Genomic DNA, 24,344 nt, shown 5'->3' on the forward strand with positions numbered 1-24,344 from the left:
TGGATTTCCCTGGGGGTGTTGTTATTTGAAAACGACAGCCACGATTCGCGGAGAAATAACGAAATTTTTACAGGATAACGAATTAACGCTAAATCAATTTGCGAGAATATCCGGTGTGAATACGGGGTCCTTGAGCAGTATACTTAACGGAAATCGTCCCATGTCCATGAATCAATTGGATCGCATCACTACCAGTATAGGATATCCTGAAGGATTTTTTTATGATCGATACATTTCGGAATGTATATTTCATACCACGCCTGACTGGAGACGGTTAGGAGCTTTTCTTCAACGATGCGCAGAGCTAGGCAAGCTGGATTGTCTGCAAAAAGCCGCCCGATTAACGATGGAAAATATCAGTTATGCTCCGCTGCTTTTTGAATTGGCGGAAGATTTGTTCAATGAAGAAAATTATAAAGCAGCGGTTATATTGTATGAGTGTGTAGCAGAGAGTGAGAAGTTCCAGCATTCTGAGAGGCTTGCCTTATGTCATTATCGACTATTTAAGTTAGAATTAAGTGATAATATGGAGTCTAACTTAAAGGTGGCCGTAACTTTTGAACATTATGTTGATCGGCTGGATGATGTGTATCAACTAGATGCATATAGGAAGCTTATTAACGTTAACGTTTCTCTGCTCAGATGGGATATGGTGAAAGTTTTGGCTGAAAAAATGGGTTATAAGGCAAAAATACAATATAGAAACCATAATAAAAAAAAGATATCTAAAGATGAACAAGAGAAACCCACCGTTTTTTACATATTATATTCGTATCTAATTCTAGCAAATACTCATCGTGAGGCAGGGGATTTTGAAGGTGCATTAGGATATCTTTCAATGTATGAAAATCCTAATTGGTTAAAGGCAAAGGAATTTTCTGATGAGGAAATTATAACTGTTGATCAGTTTAAAGAATGGGCTAAAGCGAACCGTTACTTGTATAGACTCATGGCTGGAGATTCTGACGTACTGCCTGAATATATAGATTATATTGAATCAAGAACGGATGAGATTTTTACAGCCCTGTGTAACTTTGTAGTAGCTGCTAACAGATATCATTTCAACATAGATCATATAGTGGACCAGTTTCGGGAATACCAGGCATTTAAATTACAGAAAAACAAACTTGGGAAAGTTAGTGAACACGTCACAATGAACCAATATACGCGGCTTCTATCCGAATTGGGGATATACTATTTAAATTCCAAACAATTTGATCGTGGGCTGAAGTACATTGTAGATAGTCTGGAGTATTCCATTAAGATTAAAAGCGATCGAGGAATGCTGCGATGCATGGGGATATTTGAGCAATTCCGTCATTTTTCGTCCGAGGATATTCAGAGACGGTATACCGAATTAATTCGAGATGTTCAAAAATTATCGGTGTACGCCTGGAGCCCGCTTGTGTAGGGTATGGCTTGTGGCCATAACCAGTGAAGCAGCGTCAGTGGCCTCCCTGAGCTATAGCCTAATGTCCGGGTTTATGATAAACTCGGATAAGTTTATTTTTACATATCGTAACAGAGTAAGGAGTCCATGTAATGACATCAAGAACATCGTTAGAACCAACCACAAGTTCCACAGGGCGTACATGGTTGATCTTTGCAGGCATTATCCTAATTGCCATTAACCTGAGAGCGGCAATAACCTCGGTAGGCCCGCTGATTGGGATCATTCGTGAGGATACAGGAATATCGAGTACCATGGCTGGTATGCTGACGACGCTGCCGCTGTTGGCTTTTGCTCTATTATCGCCAATGGCTCCCGCCATGGCCAAAAAGTGGGGACTGGAAACCACCCTGCTGCTTAGCATGGTGGTGTTGACATTCGGAATCGGCATACGTTCCATATCATCGCCGATTACTTTATTATTGGGAACTGCATTTCTGGGAGTGGCCATAGCCGTAGGGAACGTGCTGCTTCCGAGTCTCGTTAAGCGGGATTTCCCGCGGCATATCGGATTGATGACAGGCACCTATTCGGCATCAATGAATCTGCTAGCCGCCACCGCATCCGGGGTTAGTATCCCGCTTGCAACGCAAGCAGGTCTTGGCTGGCAGGGTTCCCTGTTGATCTGGGCGTCATTATCCGTGTTAGCTCTGATCGTATGGCTGATTCAACGCAGCAGCTCTGACAAGACAGCAGAAGTCCGTTCGACTGCAACCAAACAACAGAGTGTGCTTCGTTCACCGCTTGCTTGGTATATCACTTTATTTATGGGGCTTCAATCGTTTACGTTCTATGTGAACATCTCTTGGCTGCCCGAGATTCTGAGAAGTCAAGGCATGGATTATAGTGCTGCCGGGTGGATGCTCTCCATACTTCAATTTGTCAGTTTGCCGTTCTCCTTCATTATTCCTGTTCTGGCTGGCCGAAATCCGAATCAGCGTGTTCTGGTGACCATCTCTGCATTATCCATGCTCACTGGTTACGTAGGATTATTATCCGGCATGTCCTCATTAAATCTCCTATGGGTGATGTTGGTCGGTATTTCCGGCGGGGCGAATTTCAGTTTATCCCTGATGTTCTTTACTTTACGTACCAAAACGGCCCACGAAGCCGCGGCGTTATCGGGGATGGCTCAGTCTCTGGGTTACTTGCTGGCCGCGATCGGCCCGATGCTCATCGGGTTCCTGCATGACGCTACAGACGGTTGGAAGGTTCCCCTCATGGTTTTGTCCGCAGTCGTTGTTGTGCTGTTCTTCTTCGGTTTTGGCGCAGCCAAACCGGGGTATACCTCAGCGTCGGGTGAATCTACGCCGAAGATGGAGAAGCCATAACGGCGGAGGGGGGTTATCAAGGTTGTATTTTTTAAGTACATCTTTAAGAGCTCCCTGGACAACGGTCCGGCGGGCATTGCTAAGCTTCGAGTCTGAGAATAAAAAAAAGTCGCGGAAACGCGACTTTTTGTGTTTTTAACAAGTTAAGTTCTCATTCCGAATAGGACACCAATTCAATTCATTAGCCCGAATAAAACAAGCAGTTGTAATCATAGCTTACTTGACAATTGCTAAATTTCATTGGATTTTAGGAGAGCTAACGATTAGGATAGTTTGTTATTTTATTATATTTTGTTCCATGATTTTTAAAGTGAACTTTTAATTGCAGTTTATACATTGATTTCATGTATGTGAAGAAACAAGGAGAGTCAGATGATAAGCAATTTTTGACATTTATGTCCTCTGCAATAGCTGGAGAAAGAAACATTTACTCTATGTATGACGTCTAATCTTACAAATAATCTTAATTTTAGGAGGATCATAATGTTCAAAAAAATGTCTCTTACGATGTTGGCAGCATCTATGCTTGTACTGCCTAACTTTAGCTCATCTAGCTATGCCGCTGAAGCACCGGTTACAATAGATAGTGGTATTTTGAAAAACAATCGGGTGCTCATACCTCTTAGAGCCGTTTCTGAAAACTTAGGAGCAGACGTTGATTGGAATCAACAACAAAAAACAATTAGAATTACTAAAGATGCTACAGAAATGGTTCTTACCCTTAATTCTAACAAAGTTTTGCTCAATCAATCGGAAATTCTTCTTGATGTTCCAGCGGAACTAAATTACAACTCCACTTATGTGCCGGCCCGTTTTGTAAGTCAAACTTTGGGAGCAGATGTAAATTGGAACCAAAAAACTGGTCAGGCGACAATCACGTTGGAGGGAAAACAACTCCAGGTAACCATGCAAAAACCACAAGTTCAAGTTCCGAATGCGAAAAAAATAACAGATAAGCAAAGACAAGTGTTCGTGAACAAATTAAACGAAGCAACCGACCTATCTTCAATCAAGCAGATCAGAACTTACTTCAGCCCATACTTTACGGATAAATTTATCAATGAAATCATACGTAGCAAAGGATTGAAATACGACTTTAAATTTACAACGATTTATGCATCGGCCATCAGTTATACTGAAACCAATAGCGCCAAATTGACTCAATCTTCAGGTCCTAACTCTAAATATGCACCTAATGAAACACTCTACAGAACGGCCAAACTGGTTTATACAAGTAAAGGCTGGAAAATTGATTCGGTAGATTTCTCCTTGGTTAAAGAGGTATTGAATCCTTAAAACTATTTTAGTTATAACCGCAAGTAAATAATTACTGTAACGTAACAACAGGATTCAAAGTAACTTCAAAAGCCCGTTTCCAGAAATAATCAGGATCCCCATATGCAAGTGTCGAATTTGCATATCCTGCAAACGACCAAGTTCCCCCGGTAATTTGACGTACATCATAAGATGTACCTGAGCCGCTAATAAGGAACGCACTTTTCCCAGAAAGTGTATTTTTATGAGTTTGCATTCTGTTTCGCAATACACTCTGTAAATGTGAATAATCCGCAGGACTGTTGAATAGAAGCATATACTGATCCGCAATTGTAGCGACATTAGTATATAACGAATTCGCTCTAGAGTGCGAGTTCACCAGCATGGATCAGGCGCAAAAGGGGGCAAAGCAAGCAAGCGATCGGACGTTCCCGAGGTGGATTAAGCACGAAAATTCATGCAATAGTTGACGCGTTAGGAAATCCACTTCGCTTCAACTTGACCGGAGGTGAAGCGCATGACTCCGTCCAAGGTTTCAATCTCCTTAAAAGCATGAAACTGACCCGGAAGCAAGTTCTAGCCGACCGAGGTATGATACGAATGCCATTCGGACCTTTTTGAAGGAACAACAGGCCATAGATTCTCGGGAAGAAAAACCGCCGAGTGATCCCGAAATATGATCGGGATGTCTACAAAGAGCGCCATTTGGTGGAATGCTTCTTTAATAAAGTAAAGAATTATCGTCGTTTGGCGACTCGATATGATAAATTAGCGTGTACATTCAAGTCTTTTTTGGCCTTGGCATCCATTATGGTGTGGCTTGCTTGAGTTTGAAGACACGCCCTAGTATGAACTATTTATTTCTTTATTTAAGAATAAGATTTGTGTAGAATATTTTGCACAAATCTTATTCTATTTTGGGAGAAAAGGAGATGGGAAATTGAAAAGAATCATTATATTCACTGGTATCCCTCTTTTGCTAATCATCATTTTTCTATTTATTTACCAATTTCCAGAAAAAATAAGTGTTGTTCGTACTGCTGTTGCTTTTAATGATAGAAATCCCGACTCTCTTAAGAATACTTCTATTAATATTGAAGGAACGATATATCGACCTTTGTTTAGGCAGCATATTTTTAAGGGCTCCATTAAAATTAGAGGGATAGAAAAAACAGAAAATTATGAAACTCTCAATACAGAAGTACTTAAAAGAAAAAATGGTATAAACATGGGGAATTTGATTTACAATAAGACTCATACTAACCCGCCACAGCATGCCAATATGCTTGGTATTATTTGGTTTGACGATAGTGTTTTCTAAATATAAGTGTTTTGGGTACTGACATGGAGAATAATCAAAATGAGGCCATTTATATTGCGACTGGTGGGACATATGAAGAAGGAATATCTACATTACGAAAAATGAGAGATAATTACGGTTCTGGGTTTTTAAACTTTGAATAATGTTGCAACGAAAAAAATCTTCATGTAAACCACTTGAATGTAAATTAGTTCGAATGTAAATTAGTTCGATAAAAAATGTATACAAACAAATGTTTGTTCTTATTTCAGGGTGTATCTCATAATTATGCAATAAAAATTGATGAAGAAATAACTCGGTGATCTATAGCTGAGTTATTTCTTTTGTGATGAAGAGTAACCTCTCAATATTCAATTAATCTGTTATTGCTCGTTTTTCACTATTGTATATAGTTTAAGAGTCATTGAATCACAAATTAATTATAAATTAGAGGGTTTTGTTGAAGGTAATTGTATGAATTAACTGACGGACTAACATGGAAGCATGTTGACAATAAATATGATATTACCTTTGATATAAGACCTGAGGTTATTATCTATAAAGATGGCGCAAAATTTTATATGATAGTTTAAGGTATGATGGGACATGTCGAAGTTGGAAAAGTAAAACAAAGTTCTAGAATATTTGAAATAGATCAACTTTAAGTTTTTTAAGATTAATGAAGCCTAAATTAGATAAAAAATTTGATTTAATCTAAAGACAAGCCCTATTTTTGATATGGTGGCTTGTTTTTGTTTAAATGTATAAGTTTTGAACTAACTCAATGACAAAAATGAAATGGGTAGGATGGCGAGGGATAGTCCAGAAAGTAAAGAGGGGGGGAGTACCATGAGAAGTCTCATTCTCATACTTCTATGGCTCTCAGTAATGCATTACGCGTAAGTCCTCGAATCATTGCGTGAGGAGCTATCAACGATTTAGTGCTATTCCAAAAGATATAATTACTCACTTACAGAATGTGAAAGATATCTGGAGTTTATATCATCTTGTACATGGTGCAAGGTGAACAGTAATAGCAGTTACTGCTCAAATTTTACATAGCGTTTACATAAAGAGGTGGATTGATGTTGTGCATATGTTGTAACCTAAAATTTGATCATACGATGCATGCCTAGGCATGCACTCATGAAAATCCTATTTCCATTGAACTTTAGCGTAAGGGGAGCGAAGACATATTGAACACAGAGATCGAGAAAGAACAAGCACAGGCACAGGCTCAAATGGGCGATAATCAACCGTCCGGAAGATGGCGCGCCCTTAGCGAAACGTGGTGGACTGCTCTTCAGCTGGGATTCACCTCGTTTGGTGGACCGATTGCGCATCTCGGCTATTTCCACGGAACCTATGTTCAGCGAAAAAAGTGGTTGGACGAGAAAAGTTATGCCGATCTGGTGGCACTGGCTCAGTTCCTTCCCGGACCGGCCAGCAGCCAGGTCGGAATTGGTGTCGGTGTGATGAGAGCGGGACTATGGGGCGGCATTGTGGCATGGCTCGGATTTACGCTGCCGTCCGTGCTCATGCTGATGATTTTTGCCTATCTGATGCAGACCTTCGATCCGGGCTCGGCTGGATGGATTCAAGGACTGAAAATTGTTGCAGTCGCGATAGTAGCTCAAGCGGTTCTCGGGATGGCAGGGAAGCTGGCTTCGGGCCCCGTGCGTGCGGCTTTAGCGTTTATAGCAATGGCTGTCGTTCTGCTGTGGCAATCTCCCATATCTCAAGTAATGGTCATTGCTCTTGCCGGTATATCGGGACTGTGGTTGTTTAAGCGGCAGGCTAACGATGAGAAGGCTGCCGATATGAAGATCCCTATTGGACGGACAGCCGGACTGTTTTGCCTAGGTTTGTTTGTTGTTTTGCTGGTGGGGCTCCCGCTGCTGAGGGCGATGACCGATAATGGCTGGGTGGCCATTGTTGACAGCTTCTACCGTGCCGGGTCACTTGTATTCGGCGGGGGTCATGTGGTTCTGCCTCTGCTTGAGAGTGAGACGGTGCTAAACGGCTGGATGTCCAAGGAGGATTTCCTGACCGGTTATGGGGCAACACAGGCTGTACCTGGACCGCTGTTTACATTTGCGGCTTACCTCGGTGTTGTGATACAAGGAATACCTGGGGGCATCGTGGCAACACTTACTATTTTTCTGCCCGGATTTCTGCTCATCGTGGGGTCGATGCCGTTCTGGAACAGCATTCGCAGAAACCCTAAACTTCAAGGTATGCTGACAGGGATGAACGCAGCTGTGGTCGGTATTTTGCTGGCAGCATTGTATCACCCGATATGGACATCTTCTATTCATAGTCCGCTTGAGTTCGTGATGGGGGCGGGATTGTTTGGAATGCTGATGTTCTGGAAAAGCCCGCCGTGGCTTGTTGTGATTGCCGGTGCGATAGCCGGTCAACTGCTGCTATAGAGTATGATTTAGCTTAGACCTTGGCACGATGTGCCGAGGTCTATTTTATTGCCAGGAGTAAATCTCCATGGATTGGTTAAATATTTAGGGTATACCTTTTGCAGGAAGCATATCGGATACAAAAAGCTCCGGCTATGAATTCTATATAGAAATGAGTGGAGAACCTACATGATAGACACCAAAGTGAAGGATTGCATCATTATTGGCGGCGGTATTGCTGGTTTGCAGGCCGCTATACAATTGGGGCGGTATTCAGCTTACGACGTGCTGGTGATCGACAGGGGAACGGGGCGTTCCACGATATGCAAGAGCTACCGCAACATTCTCGGCTGGCCTGAAGGGGTTTCAGGCGAAGAGCTGAGGCAGCGGGGACGCAAGCAAGCAGAGGCTGTCGGCGTTGCTTTTGCAGCGGATGACATTCGGAAGGCGGAGCGGGATGAAGCGCGGCATTTTGTGTTAACCGGGAAAGACGGAGCCCAATACCGGGCGCGAACCCTGCTGCTGGCAACCGGCTTGATGGACCGGTTCCCGGAGCTTCCGGGCCTGATGTCGACGCTAGGCAGTTCGGTGTTTGTCTGTCCTGATTGTGACGGGTATGAAATCCAGAATCGGAAGACCGTCGTGATGGGATCAGGAGATCCCGGTGCCAGTATGGCCTTGCTGCTATCGGAGCGAACCAGGGATATTACCTATGTCAATCATGAGGGGAAGCCGGCTTCTTCCGAGCATATGCGCCAATTAGCTGAGCTCGGGATTCCGTATGTGGAGAAGAAGGTAGCGGAGATTCGTTCTGAGGAGAGCGGCATCATCTCTGCTGTCGTGCTGGAGGATGGGAGCCTTTTGCCTGCGGAGCGGGGGTTTATCTCCTTTGGAGGGAACAGCATTTATTCGGAATTGGCTGAGCAGCTCGGGGCAGAGCTTGAGCATAATCGACATGTCATAACCGATCCCAGGTCCAAAATGACAAGCGTTGAATGGCTCTGGGCCGCAGGTGACTTGGGAGTTCATTCCGAATTGACCACGGTAGCTATGGGGGAAGGTGCAACGGCTGCCATCTGGATTAACAAAACATTGAAGCAGCTGACAGGTAAATCTGCAATCTGATGGTTCTGGCGGCGAGTCTGAGTAAGCTTCCGTCTAAGCTAATTGCAGCAGGATTCTAAAAAACCCGCCTTGTTTGCACGGTATGCTCTATGAGAACCGTGAAACAGGGCGGGTTTTGTTAAGTCAGACCAAATCGGGTGATATGGTCTTCAAGCTCATATTTATGCAGCAATTCGGTCTGCTTGGGACCGATCAGATCAAAATGCGGGTAAGGCAGGCGGTGATGGATATACTCCGGATTGAGCCCATTGGACAAACACCAATCTTCAAGACGTCGGATGTTCGAACAGCCCACCTTGGTTACGGTATTGAACTGGGGGAATCGCTTGTCATACCAGTAGTGAGTCAAAAAAGCGATGTCGCCTCGCGCCACCTGCTGCTTCCATTGCTGCAATTCCTGTTTGGAGATGCCGAATGCCATGTTTGTCTCATCCTCGTTAGTGTATTCATTCTTCTTATTATATCAGCATATACTTGACTGCACCTACTGTTTTCATAGCGTGATGCCGTCAAAGTACAAGCTGCCTCACGGTTGATGGATAAATATCAAGAGGGGGAACGATATGATACTGGAATCAGCGATACTTTATATTAAACCCGGGCTTGCGAGTGATTTCGAGAGCGCCTTCCGGGCGGCTTCCGGCGTTCTGTTAACGAAGAAGGGATATGTAGATCATGAGCTTCATAAATGTGTGGAGAACAGGGATGAATATATATTCCTTGTTCGCTGGAGCGGGATTAAAGATCATTTGCTCGGTTTCCGGGGACACCCGGATTATAAGAAATGGTCAGCATTGCTGGAACCATTCTACGCAAGTCCGCCTGAGGTCAAGCATTATATCGACATTCGGATCGACAGTCGCGAGCAAGCTGAAATGGAGCTGGTCAAACTATCGATCCCGGGCAGCGGAACGGATGCAGAAGCAGATGCAGATGCAGATGAGGAATCTGCTTCTGATTGATCTTTTTTCACGGGCAATTATAACAGATCCCAATACGATCAGCATTTATATGATGAATCCTGAAGCTGTCCCTGGACAGCTTCTTGCCTTATTTATGACTATGTAGAGTAAATGGTCGCCTGGCTGGTCAGCTCTGGGAACGGAAGCTTAACGCAAACTGTGACTTATTTTGCCCTGAATAACAGGAATTATGGCAGGTCATGCCGAACTTTGTTGTTAAGTTAAACTATATAAGGGGTGGTTCCAATCATTACAGATTATCATGCCGTTCGCCGTCTTGCTGATGATATTCGAGCAAACGTTTCCAAGGTTATGGTGGGTAAGGAACAGCTGATTGACAGGCTCTTTATTGCGATGGTGACCTCTGGCCATGTTCTGCTTGAAGACGTACCGGGCACGGGGAAAACCTTGCTGGCCAAATCCATCTCGAAGTCCATTGACTGCACGTTTAAAAGAGTTCAGTTTACCCCGGATCTGCTGCCGTCTGATCTGAGCGGTATATATTTCTATAATCAACAATCCTCGGCGTTCGAATTTCGGCCAGGCCCTTTGTTCACGAATATCCTTCTTGCCGATGAGATTAACAGAGCAACGCCCCGCACGCAGTCCAGCTTGCTGGAGTGCATGGAGGAGCGGCAGATCAGCATTGACGGGGTAACCCATCAGCTGGAGGAACCCTTCCTGGTCATCGCCACGCAGAACCCGCTGGAGCAGCAGGGCACATTTCCACTGCCGGAGGCGCAGCTGGACCGATTCCTGTTTAAACTGAATATGGGCTATCCCACCTCACAGGAAAGCGTCGATATCCTGAAGCGATTCAAGGATAACCAACCCTTGGAGTCGCTTGCGGCGATTGCAGCCTCTGATAGCATCGTGCAAGCCAGGCAAATCGTCAACAAGGTGCATGTCAGTGACGAGATGTTAGCTTACATCGTTTCGTTGGCGGAGCATTCCAGAAGGGATGAAGCGGTTGCCTCCGGAGTAAGTCCGAGGGGATGTCAGGCCCTGCTGAAGGCCGTACAGGTACAAGCTGTCCTGCAGGGCCGGGAGTTTGTGACGCCTGACGATGTGAAGGAGCTGGCTGTGCCGGCCTGGGCACACCGGTTGAAGCTTCGGGGCACACTTCAAAGCCGGGGCGGGGCCGCCGCTTCTGAAGAAGTGATCGAGCGGTTGCTGCAGCAGGTTTCCGTACCGACAGAAGAAGGCATTTCGTCGTAGGGGGCGGTTGCCATGGGAGCCTACTGGATATTGTTCATCGCCGCTGTGGTTGTCGTTGTGCAGGGCAAGATTTTTAAACGGATGGCATTGAAAAAGCTGAATTACAGCCGTTCCTTCAAGGTGTCGACCTGTTATGAGGGAGATTCCGTCGAATTGATCGAAATCATAGAGAACCGCAAAGCATTGCCTGTCCCCTGGTTGAGGGTAGAGTCCCAATTCCGCTCGGGTCTGGCCTTCGATAATCAATTAAACCTGGATATCAGTGAGGGACAATTCAATCAGAACCACAAGAGTTTCTTCAGTCTTCTGCCATGGACCAAAATCCTGCGCAGACATCGGATTACCGCGAAGCAAAGAGGTCTGTACAAGCTGGGAACCGTATCGATGACAACAGGCGATCTGATCGGACTGGAATCGATTGTGCAGAGTAAGACATTAACCGGCGGAATTTTGGTGTATCCAATGCCGCTTGATGTGTCGGATATGGATTTGCCCGTGCAGACCTGGATGGGCGAAATGCTGGTCCGCAGATGGATCATGGAGGACCCGTTTCTCATATCGGGTGTTCGTGAATATCGGGATGGAGATCCGCTGAAGGATATTCAGTGGAAGGCCACTGCACGGACGGGCACCCTGCAGGTTCACAGGCGGGATACGACAGCCGACAGCCGTCTGTTAATCTACCTGAATATTGAGGACCATGAGCAGATGTGGAGCAAAGCTACAAGGCCTGAGCCCATCGAGCATGGAATCCGGCTGGCAGCTGGAATAACGGCACATTTATTGTCGCAAGGGATGGAGATCGGAATGGGGACGAACGGGACGCTGGGTGAGACCGAGGATGACGCCTTTGTCCCCGTTGCTGGCGGCATGGAGCAGCAGCATCTGATATTCGAAATGCTGGCAAGACTGGAGCTCACCCGCAGACTTTCTTTTCATGATTACCTGGCTTATGAGCTGTCGCGGCATGAGGAAGCAAGGGATATCCTTATTCTGACCACTTATGTGAGCCCAAGGCTGGAAGAGATGTTTCAGCGGTTTCGTGAGAACGGACATCGTGTCGACGTCCTCCCTCTCGGAGATGTTCCTTCTCCTGCGAAGGAGGTGTCAGCATGAATGTTCACGTATCGGGATATATGAAGGCTTTGCTGCAGGGCTTCGTAGAGTGTGTGTTGTTTTTCCCCGTTCTGTTTATTCCCGCATTCTACCTAATGCCTGAATCCTTCCAATGGGTATGGTCTGCGCTGGTATTAGCCGGGTACATACTGGGTTATACTGGAGGGCAGTTATTTAAATTCAATCGTCAATTCAAGGCATTCCTATGGGGCTGCCTGGTTTCCGTTTTGTTATCCATTGCCATGCTGGGCGTTGATCTCGCTCTCGCCTATTCCATTCCCGTATTATTTGTTGCAAGTTATCGGGGGAGCCGAATGGAGCAGATAAGCTGGAATCTGATGTTCCCAGGCACCTATTTCCTGATCGGTTTGATCCTGTACGGGGTCAGCAGTTTCATATTAAGCTTCATGGATTCATTTCAGGATGGAATACCAGCTCTGACGTGGATGGGAGCGGCTGCCTTGGTGTTGACGCTGCTGATCGTCAATCGGCAGTTCGTGCTCGATGAGACGCTCCCGGGCAAAGATCAGCCGGTATTGGAACGGCGCGTTCTGCGCTACAATCGATGGTTTATTATCGTACTACTGGTTCTAATCGGAATCGTGGCTTTTCTGCCACAGCTTCAGCAGTGGTTCTCCGATCTCGCGAGGGGAATAGCAGCCTGGATCTCCGGGCTGTTCGGCTCTGGAGCAGAGCAGGCTCCGGAGCCGCCTTCGATGACAGAGCCGCCGCCCGAAATGCCTATGATGGAGGAAGAACCGAAGTCGCCAAGCAAGTGGATGAAAGTGATTGAACAAATGTTGATCTATGGTGTATTCCTTGCTATCGGGGTTGGAGTTGTATACGTCTTGTTCAGATTCGGCAAAGTGCTGCCTACGCTCTACAGAAAATTCTCGGCGTGGATGAACAGAATGATGAACAGACAGAACGTTCAGCCCTCGCTGGGTTATGAGGATGAAGTGGAGAATATCGAACACGATCCTGCATCGAAACGTCTTAGACGATTGTTGTCCGGTGTGCGTTTCGGTGGAAGGCATCGTGAGGGCGAAGAATCGGAACACCTGAATCAGAAAATCCGTCAAATGTATCGCAGGATACTTTCCCGAAGCATCCGTGAAGGCTATAATTGGAAAGCGGCTCTGACCCCTCGGGAAACCGAACACGATCTTAAGGATTGGGATGGGCAGAGCGATCGCATTCCGCAATCCTTGATAGAGCTGTACGAGGAAGCGCGCTATGGCAACCGTGACATTACCAAGGAAGAATTTGAACGGCTGCAACAAGATAGGAAGTTTAAATGAGGAGTGAACATCTTGTCTGTACAAAAAGAGAGCAATGCCATTATTCATTATGGTGATCCGGCCGTAACCAGAGGAGTTTCCGTCTTTGACAAGGAATTTGACCAGCAATTTTATTATGAAGGTAGCGATCTGGGACTGACCTACCAAACTCAAGAGTCGGCCTTCCGTCTCTGGGCTCCAACGGCTAGTGAGGCCTATGTCCTGTTATACGAGGATTGGAAAGCACCGGATGCCCGCCGAATAGCCATGACCCGGGATGTGAAAGGGACTTGGCTGCTGAAGGTTCGTGAGGATCTTTAAGGCAAGTTCTATACCTACCAGGTTCTGATCGGGGATCAATGGAACGAGGCCGTCGATCCCTATGCCACAGCGGTGGGCGTTAATGGGGATCGCGCCTGTATTCTGGATATGACAACAACCGATCCGGAACGCTGGACAGCGGATAAGCCGCCGCTCGACAGTCCCGTGGATGCTGTAATCTACGAGCTGCATGTCCGGGATTACACCATTCATCCGGATAGCGGAGTTTCGGATAAGGGCAAGTTCACAGGTCTTGCAGAGTCAGGAACAAGAGGCCCCGGGGGGATTCGTACAGGTCTTGACCATATTGTTGAGCTCGGCGTCACGCATGTGGAGCTGCTCCCGATATACGACTATGCAACCGAAAGTGTGGATGAAACCAGACTTCACGAGCCGCAGTACAATTGGGGATATGATCCGAAGAACTACAATGCGCCCGAGGGCTCGTATGCTACGGATCCGTATGTACCGGAGGTACGGATTCGGGAACTGAAGCAGTTGGTACAGACGCTTCACGATCAAGGGCTTCGAGTCATCATGGACGTGGTGTACAACCATGTATATGATGGTTACCTGATCAACTTTACCAAGCTGGTTCCCGGATATTATCTGCGTTATAAGAAAGACGGTACCTTCTCGAACGGCTCCGGCTGCGGCAATGATACGGCAACCGAGCGGCCGATGATGCGGAAATTCATCGTAGAATCGGTATTGCAGTGGGTGAAGGAATATCGGATAGACGGATTCCGCTTTGATCTCATGGGTTTGATGGATGTAGAGACAATGAATGAAATCCGAACGCGTCTGGATGAAATCGATCCGTCCATCATCACGATAGGTGAAGGCTGGGTAATGGATACCGAGCTGGCTGAAGAGAGAAGAGCGAATCAGCGCCAGGCCGCGTTGATGCCGCGTATCGCACATTTTAACGATGGATTCCGTGACGCCGTCAAAGGGGATATCTTTCATTTCGATTACAAAGGCTTTGTAAGCGGCGGTATTGGATACCAGGGCAAGGTCAAGCAGGGTATCGTGGGCGGCATTCCGTATGCCGGAGAGATCAAGGCCTTTGCTTCCGAACCGGTACAATGCGTGAATTATGTGGAGTGTCATGATAATCATACGCTCTGGGATAAAATCATGCTGTCTACGGACGGAGAGAATGATGCGGTTCGGCGGGATATGCACCGGCTGTCATCGGCCATGATCCTTACGAGTCAGGGAATCCCGTTCCTGCATGCAGGCCAGGAGTATTACCGTTCCAAGAACGGTGTGGAGAACAGCTACAACTCCAGCGATGAGGTGAATCGGCTTGACTGGGGCATGGCCTCAGAGCATCAGGATGGAGTGAGCTACATTCAGCGGCTCGTTAAGCTTCGCAAGAATCATCCGGCATTTCGATTGCGGGATTCGGCTTCGATCCGGCGGCATCTGCGATTCGAGGATAGTCCAGAGAACACCGTAGCCTTCACGCTTCGTGATCATGCGGGCGGCGGCGCCGAGAAACATATCTATGTACTCTATTATGCCGCACGCAAGGAGTCTTCCTTAAAGCTGCCTGAGCTTGGGGAGTGGAAGATTCTGCTTGGTGAAGAGCTGATTAAACGTTTAAACTCGGATTCTCTTGTTGTAGAAGGGATCGGCGCTGTAGTCTTAGCTTGCTAGGCGCTCGCGCAGATACGATTTTTACCAAGAAATGAATAATGCCTGATTCTATCATCATCTGATATGCTGTGGATATCAGATGATAGAATCGAGGCGTACCTTTGAAAAAATATATCCTGTCCCTTTGTTTGCTGCTGTCATTAACATCGCTCTTAAGCCCTGTTCAGGCATCAGCGCTTCAAGCTCCGAGTCAAACTGCTTTCCATGATATTTCTGCAAGCTTTGCTAAAGACGCGATTGATCGTCTGGCTAAGAGAGGTATCGTAAGCGGGGATGGCACAGGGGCTTTTTTGCCGCGCAAACCGGTGACCCGGGCGGAATTTACCGCGATGATCGCCAGAATGCTTAAATTGAAGCCTGTTCAGAATGATGTGTCAGCATTCCGGGATGTTTCCAAATCTGCTTGGTATTATGGCTGGATTCATACCGGCCTGAATCTATCGATCGTACAAGGGAATGGCTCCATGTTTTACCCGAATGCGCCCATTACCCGCCAAGAAGCCGCTGTGATTGTCACCCGGGCCATGAAGCAGAACAATGTTTATCACGGGAACATGGCGGGCAGATATCTCGATGCAGTCTCGATTGCGAAGTGGGCTTGGGATGCTGTAGGAACAGCAACCGATACCGGCTGGCTGCAGGGAAGCAAGGGTCAGTTCAGACCTCAGGACGCCATCACCCGGGAGGAAACGGCGAAACTGCTGGATCGGGTGCTCCAGTCGGGCAATGTGAAAACTTCGGTTGATCGTCAGGTTCCTGCGAATATCCACATGGGGTGGTTGTACAATGGGACAACCAAGGAGTACATTTCTTATGCCAAGCGAGCCGGCTTGAATGTGCTTGTACCGCGTTGGTATTATATGGAGTCAAACGGCAAGGTATCGGACCATACCGATCAAGCGCTGCTTACATGGGCTCGCAGCAATGGACGGCAGGTATGGGCTATGGTGGGAAACCGGGGGAACGCGGAAGGAACGCATTCCGTTCTAAGCAGCGCCCAGAACCGAAAGTCGGTTGTAGAGAGCATCGCTGCCAATGTATCCAAATATCAATTGGACGGGATCAATATTGATTTTGAGAATGTGATGCCTCAGGATCGTCAGAACCTGACCGCCTTCATCACGCAATTATCCGCGGAAATGAAGCGGCTCGGAGCGAAGTTATCTATCGATGTATCGCCTGATCTGAATACGGATTGGACGGCAGCATTTGATTACGCAGCGCTTGGCAGACAAGTGGACTATGTAGTTCTTATGAGTTACGACCAACACTGGGGCGGCTCGCCAAAAGCCGGTTCCGTATCCTCGCTGCCTTGGTCCGAATCGGCTCTGAACAAGCTGGTAAATCAAGTCACGGCGAAGAAGAGTATCGTTGCGTATCCATTGTATACAAGAGATTGGCAGCTGGCCTCATCGGTGTCCTCGCAGGATATCAGTTTGATTGAACAGGGACATCGCATCCGTCTGCATAAGGCTTCCTTGGCGTGGAACGCTGATGTCGCCCAGTATGAAGCTGCATATACGATCGGTGGAGTTAGGCATCGCATATGGACGGAAGAAGCCCGTTCCTTATCCATGAAACATCTTATGGCTGCCAAATATCAGATTGCGGGTTATGCCTATTGGTACCCTGGCGCTGAGACAACGGATGTATGGCAGGCGATTAACAACGCGGAGCGGTATGCATCCTATTCGTTCCGGATTTAAGCCTTCGTTGCATGGATGAGAAGACCAACCCTGATGGTACGGGGTTGGTCTTTTTGTCCTCATGGAATGCAGGGTACATCGAGAAACTTTTATTCTTACACTTGTACTGATCTCATTCCGTGGTACAATGATTGAAATTTATCTGGAATTTTCTTCATGGAGGAGATGTTCTTATGTCCGGTTATGCGGAGGGACGCTTGGAGCCATTAGGCATCCGTTTACCTGCTGCCAGCTCGCCGGCTGCGAGGTATGCCAACTATGTCATCGTGAACGGTTTGATGTATGTCTCAGGGAAAGGGCCGCCTGGGGAGCCGAAGGGTAAACTTGGCGAGAGTTATACAACCGAGCAGGGTTATGCCTATGCCCGTCTGACCGGAGTGGAAGTTCTGGCCGTATTAAGGGATGCTCTCGGATCTCTTGATAAAGTGAAGCGAGTGGTCAAGGTTCAGGGTTTCGTAAACGCAACACCCGATTATGAAGAACACCATAAGGTGCTTAATGGATTTTCGGATTTGATGCTTGATGTATTCGGGGATAAGGGGAGCCATGCCAGATCCGTATTTGGCGCGGTATCCCTACGAGATCAGCTGCCTATCATTGTGGATTCTATCTTTCAAGTGGAGGAGTAGACATGGCATTAGAGTTAGTTGAACTGCAGAAGAAAGCGGATGAAGCCCTCTTATTCATGGTGCAGGAAATTGGAGCGGGCGGGAACGGCTTCGTCAACAGCTTAAACAGCGGGAGTATGGAAGAGTTCGTATCCAAGGTCCATCGCAATTACGAGATATCAAGAGGTATCGATCTGCCGGAGGAGTATGTTCCTCAGACCATTTACTGGTTGTATGAGAACGGCATGCCTGTTGGATATGGCAAGCTGAGACATCGGCTGAATCAGAGTCTGCTTGAACTGGGTGGACATATTGGGTATGTCATTCGGCCCTCGGAGCGGGGGAAGGGATATGGCAAGCGGATGCTGGAAGGGTTAGTTAAGAAAGCCTATGAGCACCATATCAACAAGGTCCTGCTGACCTGTGATGAATCCAACCTGCCTTCCCGTCGCATCATTGAATGGAATCAGGGGGAGCTCAGCTCCATTGCAGACGGGAAGTGCAAATACTGGATCGATACCTCTATTCACAGCAATAAGGAGTGAGGAAGACACGGGGCCGGTTGCAAGGGAGATTGAGCAGGGCAAATGTTCAATCTCCCTTCTTTAGCCAATCGAACATCCGATGGATTGCCGCTGCATGCTGGGGCGGGGGAAAGTGATGCCCGAGCCCTTCGTACAGATGCGTCTGCGGCTCATGCCCGCATTCCCGGAGTTTATCCAGCATACGGTAACTATGTTGAACCAGGACCTGCTCGTCTTGTGTTCCATGGACGAGCAGGACGGGACATGGGATCCGGTCCGCATAGTGCAGCGGGGAGCGGAGCAGATATTGTTCAGGAACCTTGGCAGGCGAGCCCCCGATAACGCGCTTCATCATTCTGCGCAGATCAATCCTTTCTTCATAGGTTTGAGTCAAATCCGACACGCCGCTCCATAGAATCATTCTGGATATATGGGGGGATGCAGCGGCCGCTACAGCGGCATTAATGGCACCGCGGGAGAAGCCCAGCACGTGGATGCGGCTGCTATCTATCCATGAAATACGGGACAGCCAGTCAATGGCTGAGATCACATCCATCGTATCGGCACCGCCGAATTCATCCCGTCCCTCGCTGCCTTCATTGCCGCGATAAGCGGGTGCAAATACGGCATAGCCTTGGGCGGAGAATTCCTCCACCCACTTCAGCCGTACGGCACCAATCCGTCCAATGCCGCCCCGGCAGTAGATGACCAGTGGCAGCTTAGGGGATTCGTTGGAAGACTCTTCGAAAGATGCTGGCTCTCTGTTCAGAATGGAGCAAGCCAGTGTGCCAGTTACGGTTACGCCATGCATGGTGTCAACCGCTTCTGCCATCTTATGGCTGAGTGTACGGGGCAATTGAGGGGGGAGCCCCAGATACCCCTTTACATGAAGTCCTTCTGAAACATAATCAATATGATAGATCATGGTTGCTGTACCTCCAGTGCTTGCATCGTCACAATGTGTACCCTCACCATCGATGACTCTTGATTTGGTCCGATAATGGAGTCCAGGTCCAAGTAAGTATAGTATTTACATGTCCGTGAAATCAATCATGGAGGATGAGAAATATGGTCCAGCCGGATGTCAGGCTGTCAGCAAAATGATATAATGATGTGGAAATCGAGGTGAGCGAACATGGCAAAAAAGAAACGGACTTCCCCATTGCCACGAACAGAATCAACGGATAAACCTGCGACGTTAAAGGATATGCTGGACCCTCAAGTTCTGGCGAAGCTGAAGGCAACCACCGAATCCTTAAAAGCGAATGAAGCGGATCGGCTGGAGAAGGAAAGGCAGGAGCGTGAAGCAGCACGCAAGGCGGAACAGAAGTTGCGCGATAATGATTTTGAATATTTACTCGAGCATAGTGAGATGGATTGGAAAAAATACAAATGACAGGCGGCTGCAGGCTGTCTGTTTTTTTATCCTTTTTATATATGGAGGCATAAATGGAGCAGAGTCGGTGCTTGACAATTGGGATTGGCGGAGGCTCGGGCAGCGGAAAAACGACGCTGAGTCTGAAGCTCAAGGAGAAGTTAAGCGAGTATCGTGTGGCCTTGTTCCACATGGACAAATACTACAAAGCCGTTAGACCCATGGCCAAAGCGCCCTTCACGAACAGAGTCTTTGAGGATTTTAACCACCCGGATGCCGTCCATATTCAGCGCTTAACCGAGGATTATGAGCAGGCCGTCCGCAGTGGCGAATACGATGTCATCCTTATTGAAGGATTTCTTCTGTATCAATTCGAGGATCTTCGGGAGTCCCTTGATCTGAAGCTCTTCATAGATTGTCCCGCCGATGAAAGGATGCTGCGCAGAAACCAGTGGTTCATTGACAAGGGACACAGCGAGGAGAGCGTGCTTCAGGAGTATTTGCAGCTTGTCAGATACAGGCATGATGAATATGTCGAGCCTACCCGCTGGTACGCAGATCTGGTGGTGAACAATTCCCTGATGGGGAACGTTCGGGGCTGCACGGTCGTGGCCGATTGGATTCATGCCCGATTGCAGGACAACGGAAACAAACTTGATTAACCGGTCATCTGGCTTCTTCGGCTTGCAGCCCGAGTGTATGATTTCTGCGTGAGGTGTTGATGCAATGCTGAAAGCGGGTTACAATAAGTAAGTTAGGATTACACTCGCTAGGAGGCGAAAAAATGAAAGTTGAAATTTGGTCGGATTTTATGTGTCCGTTCTGTTATATTGGTAAGCGCCGTTTCGAATCAGCATTGGAGCAATTTCCGCATAAGGATCAGGTAGAGGTGGTATACCGCAGCTTTGAGCTTGATCCGAATGCGTCCTATAAACCTGATGTTTCCATGGACGAGTTGTTGGCAGCCAAATATGGCATGAGTATCGAGCAGGCTAAAGCGGCCAACGCAAACGTTACTCAGCAAGCGGCGGGTGTTGGGCTTACGTATCATATGGATCGGGTTATTCCGGCCAATTCATTTGATGCACACCGCCTTGTTTATTTTGCAGACCAGCATGGTAAAATGAAAGAGATGACCGAGCGGTTGTTCCGTGCGTATTTTACAGATGCCGAGAATCTTGAAGATCGGAATTTGTTGGCGGACCTGGCGGCGGAAGTTGGCCTCTCGCGGGAACTGGCTGCTGCAGCGCTTGAGAGCGACGACTTCCAATCTGAGGTACGGACAGACGAAGCAGCGGCTGCCAACCTGGGCATTCGCGGCGTTCCATTCTTCGTGCTCGGAGGCAAATATGCTGTATCTGGCGCCCAGCCTCTGGAAGTATTCACAGACGCATTGGATAAGGCCTATCGTGAAGCCAATCCGCTGGTCATGGTGAATGAGGTGGACAGCAGTGACGGCATGTGTGCCGACGGATCTTGCGATCTGCCGGACAGCTCGAAATAATATCATACACAGCAAGCATGGAGCCCGAAGCATCAGCAAGTGATCTTCGGGCTCTAATTATCCGAACGTTATCATTATTTTATTACGAATACATAGGAGGCAATATGCGGCATCTTCCCTCTGAGGAACTTATCCATCGGATTCAGCATTCAGAAACGGATTATATGCAGGATCGAATGAAGGCTATTGAAGGCCGGCCCGGCAATCCCGAGGGCGTGGAGATAGAACAATTCGGTCAGGCGCTGTGCTTGTACAGCAGGACGATGCCTTGGCTTTCGTTTAACACGGTAAAAGGAATAAAGTCTGAGGACTCCATTCATCTCGATGCTATTATCGATTTCTACAAATCAAGAGACCGCAAATTCCAATTCGAGATCGTGCCTGCCATGGTTAATCAGGATTTGTTAAGCTCGCTTGCCGCTCGGGGGTTTTACCAATCGGCGTTTCATAATTCAATGTATATGAACCCGCAAGAATTGAAGGATATGCCGGATGCCGGAATTGTGATCAAAACGATAGACAAAGATGAATTTGAAGATTATGCTAGAATTCATTGCCTTGGAACGGGACTGCCTGATCAGGGAATCCCGTCCGTAGCCCTGAACAATCGTGTATTGCATTCACGGCCGGGCTGGAGCTTCTATATGGCGTATGCGGGAGAACAGCCTGCTGCTGCGGGTGTCATGTATATGAACCATTCCAATGCGTCGCTTACTTTTGCAGCAACACTGCCGGAGTTCCGCAGACAGGGCTTGCAGCAAGAGCTTCTTCGCAGGAGAATATGGGATGCGAAACAAGCGGGATGCAGTTTGGTTGTGGGCCAGTGTGCCTTCCTGTCACAGAGTCATCGCAATATGGAGACGGTCGGCATGAAGCTTGGTTATGTCCGGACAACGTGGACAGAACGCGAAGCGTAAAGACATTAAGCACGGGCAGGTGTGAGCAGCCATGGTTGAGGATATGGATTTTTTGAACATCGATTACTTGCGCCAAGGCTCTGCGAAACAACAGCAGGCAGCCGAGGTAATAGATCGACTTGAGCTGTTGGATCATTTGAAATGTTACCATCCGATATGGGTCGGGACGATCCCTATCGGTATTGATATAGCTTCAAGCGATCTGGATATCATTTGTCAGGTGAGGGATTTTGTTTCGTTTGAGCGAGGGATGAAGGAGCGTTATGGAGAAATCCTGCCGGGCTTAACCTCCTCATTGCGCACGGTAGACAATCTGGAGCGAATGGTGATACGGTTTCGGTATGGGGGCTGGGAATTTGAGGTGTTTGCGCAGCCGCTGCCTTCCACCCATCAGAACGGTTACCGGCACATGGTGGTGGAATACAGGCTTCTGAAGCGGCTGGGCGAGGTCGGAAGACAGAGCATTATCGAGCTGAAGAAGTCAGGTTACAAGACAGAGCCTGCCTTTGCGAAGCTGTTGAATATACCGGGTGATCCTTATGTGGAGCTGTTGAAGATGTACGACTGGTCGGAGGATCAACTGGATGCCATGATCAAACAATTCACGGATAAGGAGAATGGGTATGAGTGATAAACAGCTGCTGTTGAATGAGTATTCCGAATGGATCGATAAGGTTGGTGAATTCGCAGAACAAGGAGAGAGTTACTGGAATCGCCCGATCGCTGAGGGAAAATGGACTGTGCGTGATGTGGTGTGCCATATCATGTGCTGGGATGAATATTTTTATAATGAGGCTATCGCCAAGGTTTCCGCTGGGGAGACGCTTACTGTCAAGCATTTGGATTATGATGCTTTTAATGAGGATTCGCGGTTATATGCCAAGACGTTATCGACAGAAGCTCTGGTGAATCAGACGCTAGCTGCAAGGGAGAAGCTGATTCAGACCATCGAAGCGTTGCCGGAAGCGCTGTACGCGAAGCGGTATACAGACGGGGACGGCCATCCTTTTGAAGTGGAGCAATTCATGCGGGATTTCATCTGGCATGACAAGCACCATCTGGCTCAGTTGAACAAGGTGCTTCAGGAGGGCTAGTCGGCAATACAATAGCAGAAATGGGTGAAGTTATTGAATGGCTACTTGGACATCATGTCTTATTTTACGGAGAGCAATCTGGAATGGTTATTAGAACAGTTTAGAGCTTTAGGTCCGCTGCCAGGAATATTGCTGACCTTCTTGAAATCTTTCATTCCTCCGCTGCCCACGATTGTAATCGTAGGTGTTAATGGGGCGGTATATGGACTGTGGGCGGGGGTATTTTACTCTTGGATCGGGATGGTTGCGGGGTGTTTGACGACCTTCCTCATTGTGCGCAAAATATCCGGTACGCCACTGATCGAACGCTGGGCGAACAAACCTAAGGTTCAGCGTGGAATGCGCTGGATTCAGCATAATGGATTCAGTTACGTGTTCCTGCTGGGCATACTTCCGGTCGGGCCGTTCGTAGCTGTGAATGTAGCTGCCGGGCTGGCAAGAATGAACCTTATGTCCTATCTTATGGCCGTAGCCTTGGGCAAGGGCATCATGATATTCTGTGTATCGTACATTGGCGCTAACTTGTCCGACTTTATAGCCGAGCCCTTCAAGCTGATTGGCGTCCTTGCGTTCATCGTTCTTTCGCTATGGGTCAGCCGGAAGCTGGATTCGTATTTTATTCGAAAACAAGCGTCACGTGATATTCAAGAAGAGTTAGAATCAAACTGAATAGCGCGGCTGCACGGATGCCATGTCGCCTGTTGGCATGTCATAATTTCTTGTTTTGTTTTATAATGGAAAACACAGACTGTATTAGAACCAGCATGACGAAGAAGGAGTAACGTTATGACCAAATTGGCCTCATCCATACTGGAAATGATTCGTATGATGATCATGATGATGATTGCAGCAGCAATTCTGGGCAGCATTGAACAGAGCATACTGACGTCATGGATTCCATGGAAGGAGTCCTACTTCCTGTTCTTGTTCAGCGGAAATATTTTATGGTTTCTTGTTCTCTACCGCAACCGACTGCAATTCAGCGGCTGGTATCGCTCATCCGAGACGCAGCGTAAGCTGTCAAGAAATACAACAAGGATCGTAATGACGCTGGGCTCGTTACTGATATTAACACCGGTGTTGATTACGTGGTTAAGCGCATAATGAAGCGGTAACTCCGGGTATTGGTTTGATTAGAAAGTTCTGAACATACAAAGGGACG

The 24,344-nt window shown here is 47.5% G+C and carries 25 protein-coding genes and 1 pseudogene; 24 read left to right on the top strand and 2 right to left on the bottom strand.

Translation table 11 applies throughout. The features are described 5' to 3' along the window. Positions 1-25: 25 nt before the first annotated feature. The 8 genes from B9D94_RS10670 to B9D94_RS10705 all read left to right on the top strand — a co-directional run bounded on the left by B9D94_RS10670 (position 26) and on the right by B9D94_RS10705 (position 8,892). Complete coding sequence (locus B9D94_RS10670; RefSeq protein ID WP_148246968.1) at positions 26-1,411, top strand: helix-turn-helix transcriptional regulator; 1,386 nt, start codon at positions 26-28, stop codon at positions 1,409-1,411. Positions 1,412-1,542: 131 nt separating this feature from the next. Beyond that, positions 1,543-2,781 carry a CynX/NimT family MFS transporter gene (locus B9D94_RS10675; protein WP_148246969.1) on the top strand — a complete coding sequence of 413 codons (1,239 nt, stop codon included), beginning with the start codon at positions 1,543-1,545 and terminating at the stop codon, positions 2,779-2,781. 483 nt (positions 2,782-3,264) lie between these two features. Further along, on the top strand, positions 3,265-4,077 hold the full coding sequence (locus B9D94_RS10680) for a stalk domain-containing protein (RefSeq protein ID WP_172963934.1): 813 nt from the start codon (positions 3,265-3,267) through the stop codon (positions 4,075-4,077). Positions 4,078-4,518: 441 nt separating this feature from the next. Further along, positions 4,519-4,677, top strand: coding sequence for a hypothetical protein (locus tag B9D94_RS31880; RefSeq protein ID WP_367613823.1), 159 nt, complete (start codon positions 4,519-4,521; stop codon positions 4,675-4,677). A gap of 87 nt (positions 4,678-4,764) precedes the next feature. Beyond that, complete coding sequence (locus B9D94_RS31885) at positions 4,765-4,884, top strand: hypothetical protein (protein WP_367613824.1); 120 nt, start codon at positions 4,765-4,767, stop codon at positions 4,882-4,884. Between the two features lie 112 nt (positions 4,885-4,996). Then, positions 4,997-5,377, top strand: coding sequence for a hypothetical protein (locus B9D94_RS10695; protein ID WP_148246971.1), 381 nt, complete (start codon positions 4,997-4,999; stop codon positions 5,375-5,377). A 1,175-nt stretch (positions 5,378-6,552) separates the two neighbouring features. Next, positions 6,553-7,788, top strand: coding sequence for a chromate transporter (locus B9D94_RS10700; RefSeq protein WP_148246972.1), 1,236 nt, complete (start codon positions 6,553-6,555; stop codon positions 7,786-7,788). A 168-nt stretch (positions 7,789-7,956) separates the two neighbouring features. Next, complete coding sequence (locus tag B9D94_RS10705) at positions 7,957-8,892, top strand: NAD(P)/FAD-dependent oxidoreductase (RefSeq protein WP_148246973.1); 936 nt, start codon at positions 7,957-7,959, stop codon at positions 8,890-8,892. Between the two features lie 118 nt (positions 8,893-9,010). Here the strand turns inward: B9D94_RS10705 and B9D94_RS10710 are convergent, their stop codons facing one another. Then, positions 9,011-9,313, bottom strand: a complete 303-nt coding sequence (locus B9D94_RS10710; RefSeq protein ID WP_006211142.1) for a hypothetical protein — start codon at positions 9,311-9,313, stop codon at positions 9,011-9,013. A gap of 142 nt (positions 9,314-9,455) precedes the next feature. Here B9D94_RS10710 and B9D94_RS10715 point away from each other — a divergent pair, with 142 nt between their 5' ends. From B9D94_RS10715 to B9D94_RS10750, 8 genes and pseudogenes are all read left to right on the top strand, one after another. Beyond that, positions 9,456-9,854, top strand: coding sequence for an antibiotic biosynthesis monooxygenase family protein (locus B9D94_RS10715; protein ID WP_006211141.1), 399 nt, complete (start codon positions 9,456-9,458; stop codon positions 9,852-9,854). Between the two features lie 237 nt (positions 9,855-10,091). Then, positions 10,092-11,072, top strand: a complete 981-nt coding sequence (locus B9D94_RS10720) for an AAA family ATPase (protein ID WP_148246974.1) — start codon at positions 10,092-10,094, stop codon at positions 11,070-11,072. A 12-nt stretch (positions 11,073-11,084) separates the two neighbouring features. Next, positions 11,085-12,188, top strand: coding sequence for a DUF58 domain-containing protein (locus B9D94_RS10725; protein WP_148246975.1), 1,104 nt, complete (start codon positions 11,085-11,087; stop codon positions 12,186-12,188). Further along, entirely contained in the window at positions 12,185-13,489 is a 1,305-nt protein-coding gene (locus B9D94_RS10730; protein ID WP_148246976.1) for a DUF4129 domain-containing protein, read from the top strand. The genes B9D94_RS10725 and B9D94_RS10730 overlap by 4 nt, the downstream gene beginning before the upstream one ends. Positions 13,490-13,501: 12 nt before the next feature. After that, positions 13,502-15,454, top strand: a pseudogene (pulA, locus tag B9D94_RS10735) (type I pullulanase). A 101-nt stretch (positions 15,455-15,555) separates the two neighbouring features. Then, entirely contained in the window at positions 15,556-17,160 is a 1,605-nt protein-coding gene (locus B9D94_RS10740; RefSeq protein ID WP_148246977.1) for an S-layer homology domain-containing protein, read from the top strand. Between the two features lie 173 nt (positions 17,161-17,333). Further along, complete coding sequence (locus tag B9D94_RS10745; RefSeq protein WP_148246978.1) at positions 17,334-17,789, top strand: RidA family protein; 456 nt, start codon at positions 17,334-17,336, stop codon at positions 17,787-17,789. 2 nt (positions 17,790-17,791) lie between these two features. Next, the gene (locus B9D94_RS10750; protein WP_148246979.1) at positions 17,792-18,313 is read left to right on the top strand and encodes a GNAT family N-acetyltransferase; all 522 of its coding nucleotides are present in this window, start codon (positions 17,792-17,794) and stop codon (positions 18,311-18,313) included. 46 nt (positions 18,314-18,359) lie between these two features. On the opposite strand, the gene B9D94_RS10755 is transcribed toward B9D94_RS10750, so the two are convergent. After that, a complete protein-coding gene (locus B9D94_RS10755; RefSeq protein WP_063479957.1) occupies positions 18,360-19,217 on the bottom strand; it encodes an alpha/beta hydrolase family protein in 858 nt (285 codons plus the stop codon). A 210-nt stretch (positions 19,218-19,427) separates the two neighbouring features. Here B9D94_RS10755 and B9D94_RS10760 point away from each other — a divergent pair, with 210 nt between their 5' ends. The 8 genes from B9D94_RS10760 to B9D94_RS10795 all read left to right on the top strand — a co-directional run bounded on the left by B9D94_RS10760 (position 19,428) and on the right by B9D94_RS10795 (position 24,286). Continuing rightward, on the top strand, positions 19,428-19,688 hold the full coding sequence (locus tag B9D94_RS10760) for a YqkE family protein (protein WP_006211131.1): 261 nt from the start codon (positions 19,428-19,430) through the stop codon (positions 19,686-19,688). 53 nt (positions 19,689-19,741) lie between these two features. Then, complete coding sequence (locus B9D94_RS10765; RefSeq protein WP_148246980.1) at positions 19,742-20,329, top strand: uridine kinase family protein; 588 nt, start codon at positions 19,742-19,744, stop codon at positions 20,327-20,329. Positions 20,330-20,451: 122 nt separating this feature from the next. Next, positions 20,452-21,171 carry a DsbA family oxidoreductase gene (locus tag B9D94_RS10770; RefSeq protein WP_148246981.1) on the top strand — a complete coding sequence of 240 codons (720 nt, stop codon included), beginning with the start codon at positions 20,452-20,454 and terminating at the stop codon, positions 21,169-21,171. A 104-nt stretch (positions 21,172-21,275) separates the two neighbouring features. Beyond that, the gene (locus tag B9D94_RS10775) at positions 21,276-22,088 is read left to right on the top strand and encodes a GNAT family N-acetyltransferase (RefSeq protein WP_148246982.1); all 813 of its coding nucleotides are present in this window, start codon (positions 21,276-21,278) and stop codon (positions 22,086-22,088) included. A gap of 31 nt (positions 22,089-22,119) precedes the next feature. Next, on the top strand, positions 22,120-22,719 hold the full coding sequence (locus B9D94_RS10780) for a DUF4269 domain-containing protein (RefSeq protein ID WP_006211127.1): 600 nt from the start codon (positions 22,120-22,122) through the stop codon (positions 22,717-22,719). Next, positions 22,712-23,182 (top strand): DinB family protein, encoded by a 471-nt coding sequence (locus B9D94_RS10785; RefSeq protein WP_148246983.1) that lies wholly within the window; start codon positions 22,712-22,714, stop codon positions 23,180-23,182. The genes B9D94_RS10780 and B9D94_RS10785 overlap by 8 nt, the downstream gene beginning before the upstream one ends. 24 nt (positions 23,183-23,206) lie before the next feature. After that, entirely contained in the window at positions 23,207-23,851 is a 645-nt protein-coding gene (locus B9D94_RS10790; protein ID WP_082834417.1) for a TVP38/TMEM64 family protein, read from the top strand. A 117-nt stretch (positions 23,852-23,968) separates the two neighbouring features. After that, on the top strand, positions 23,969-24,286 hold the full coding sequence (locus B9D94_RS10795; RefSeq protein WP_063479952.1) for a hypothetical protein: 318 nt from the start codon (positions 23,969-23,971) through the stop codon (positions 24,284-24,286). The last annotated feature ends 58 nt before the right edge of the window (positions 24,287-24,344 follow it).

The sequence above is a fragment of the Paenibacillus sp. Cedars genome (assembly GCF_003184205.1).
Lineage (GTDB): Bacteria > Bacillota > Bacilli > Paenibacillales > Paenibacillaceae > Paenibacillus_AQ > Paenibacillus_AQ glucanolyticus.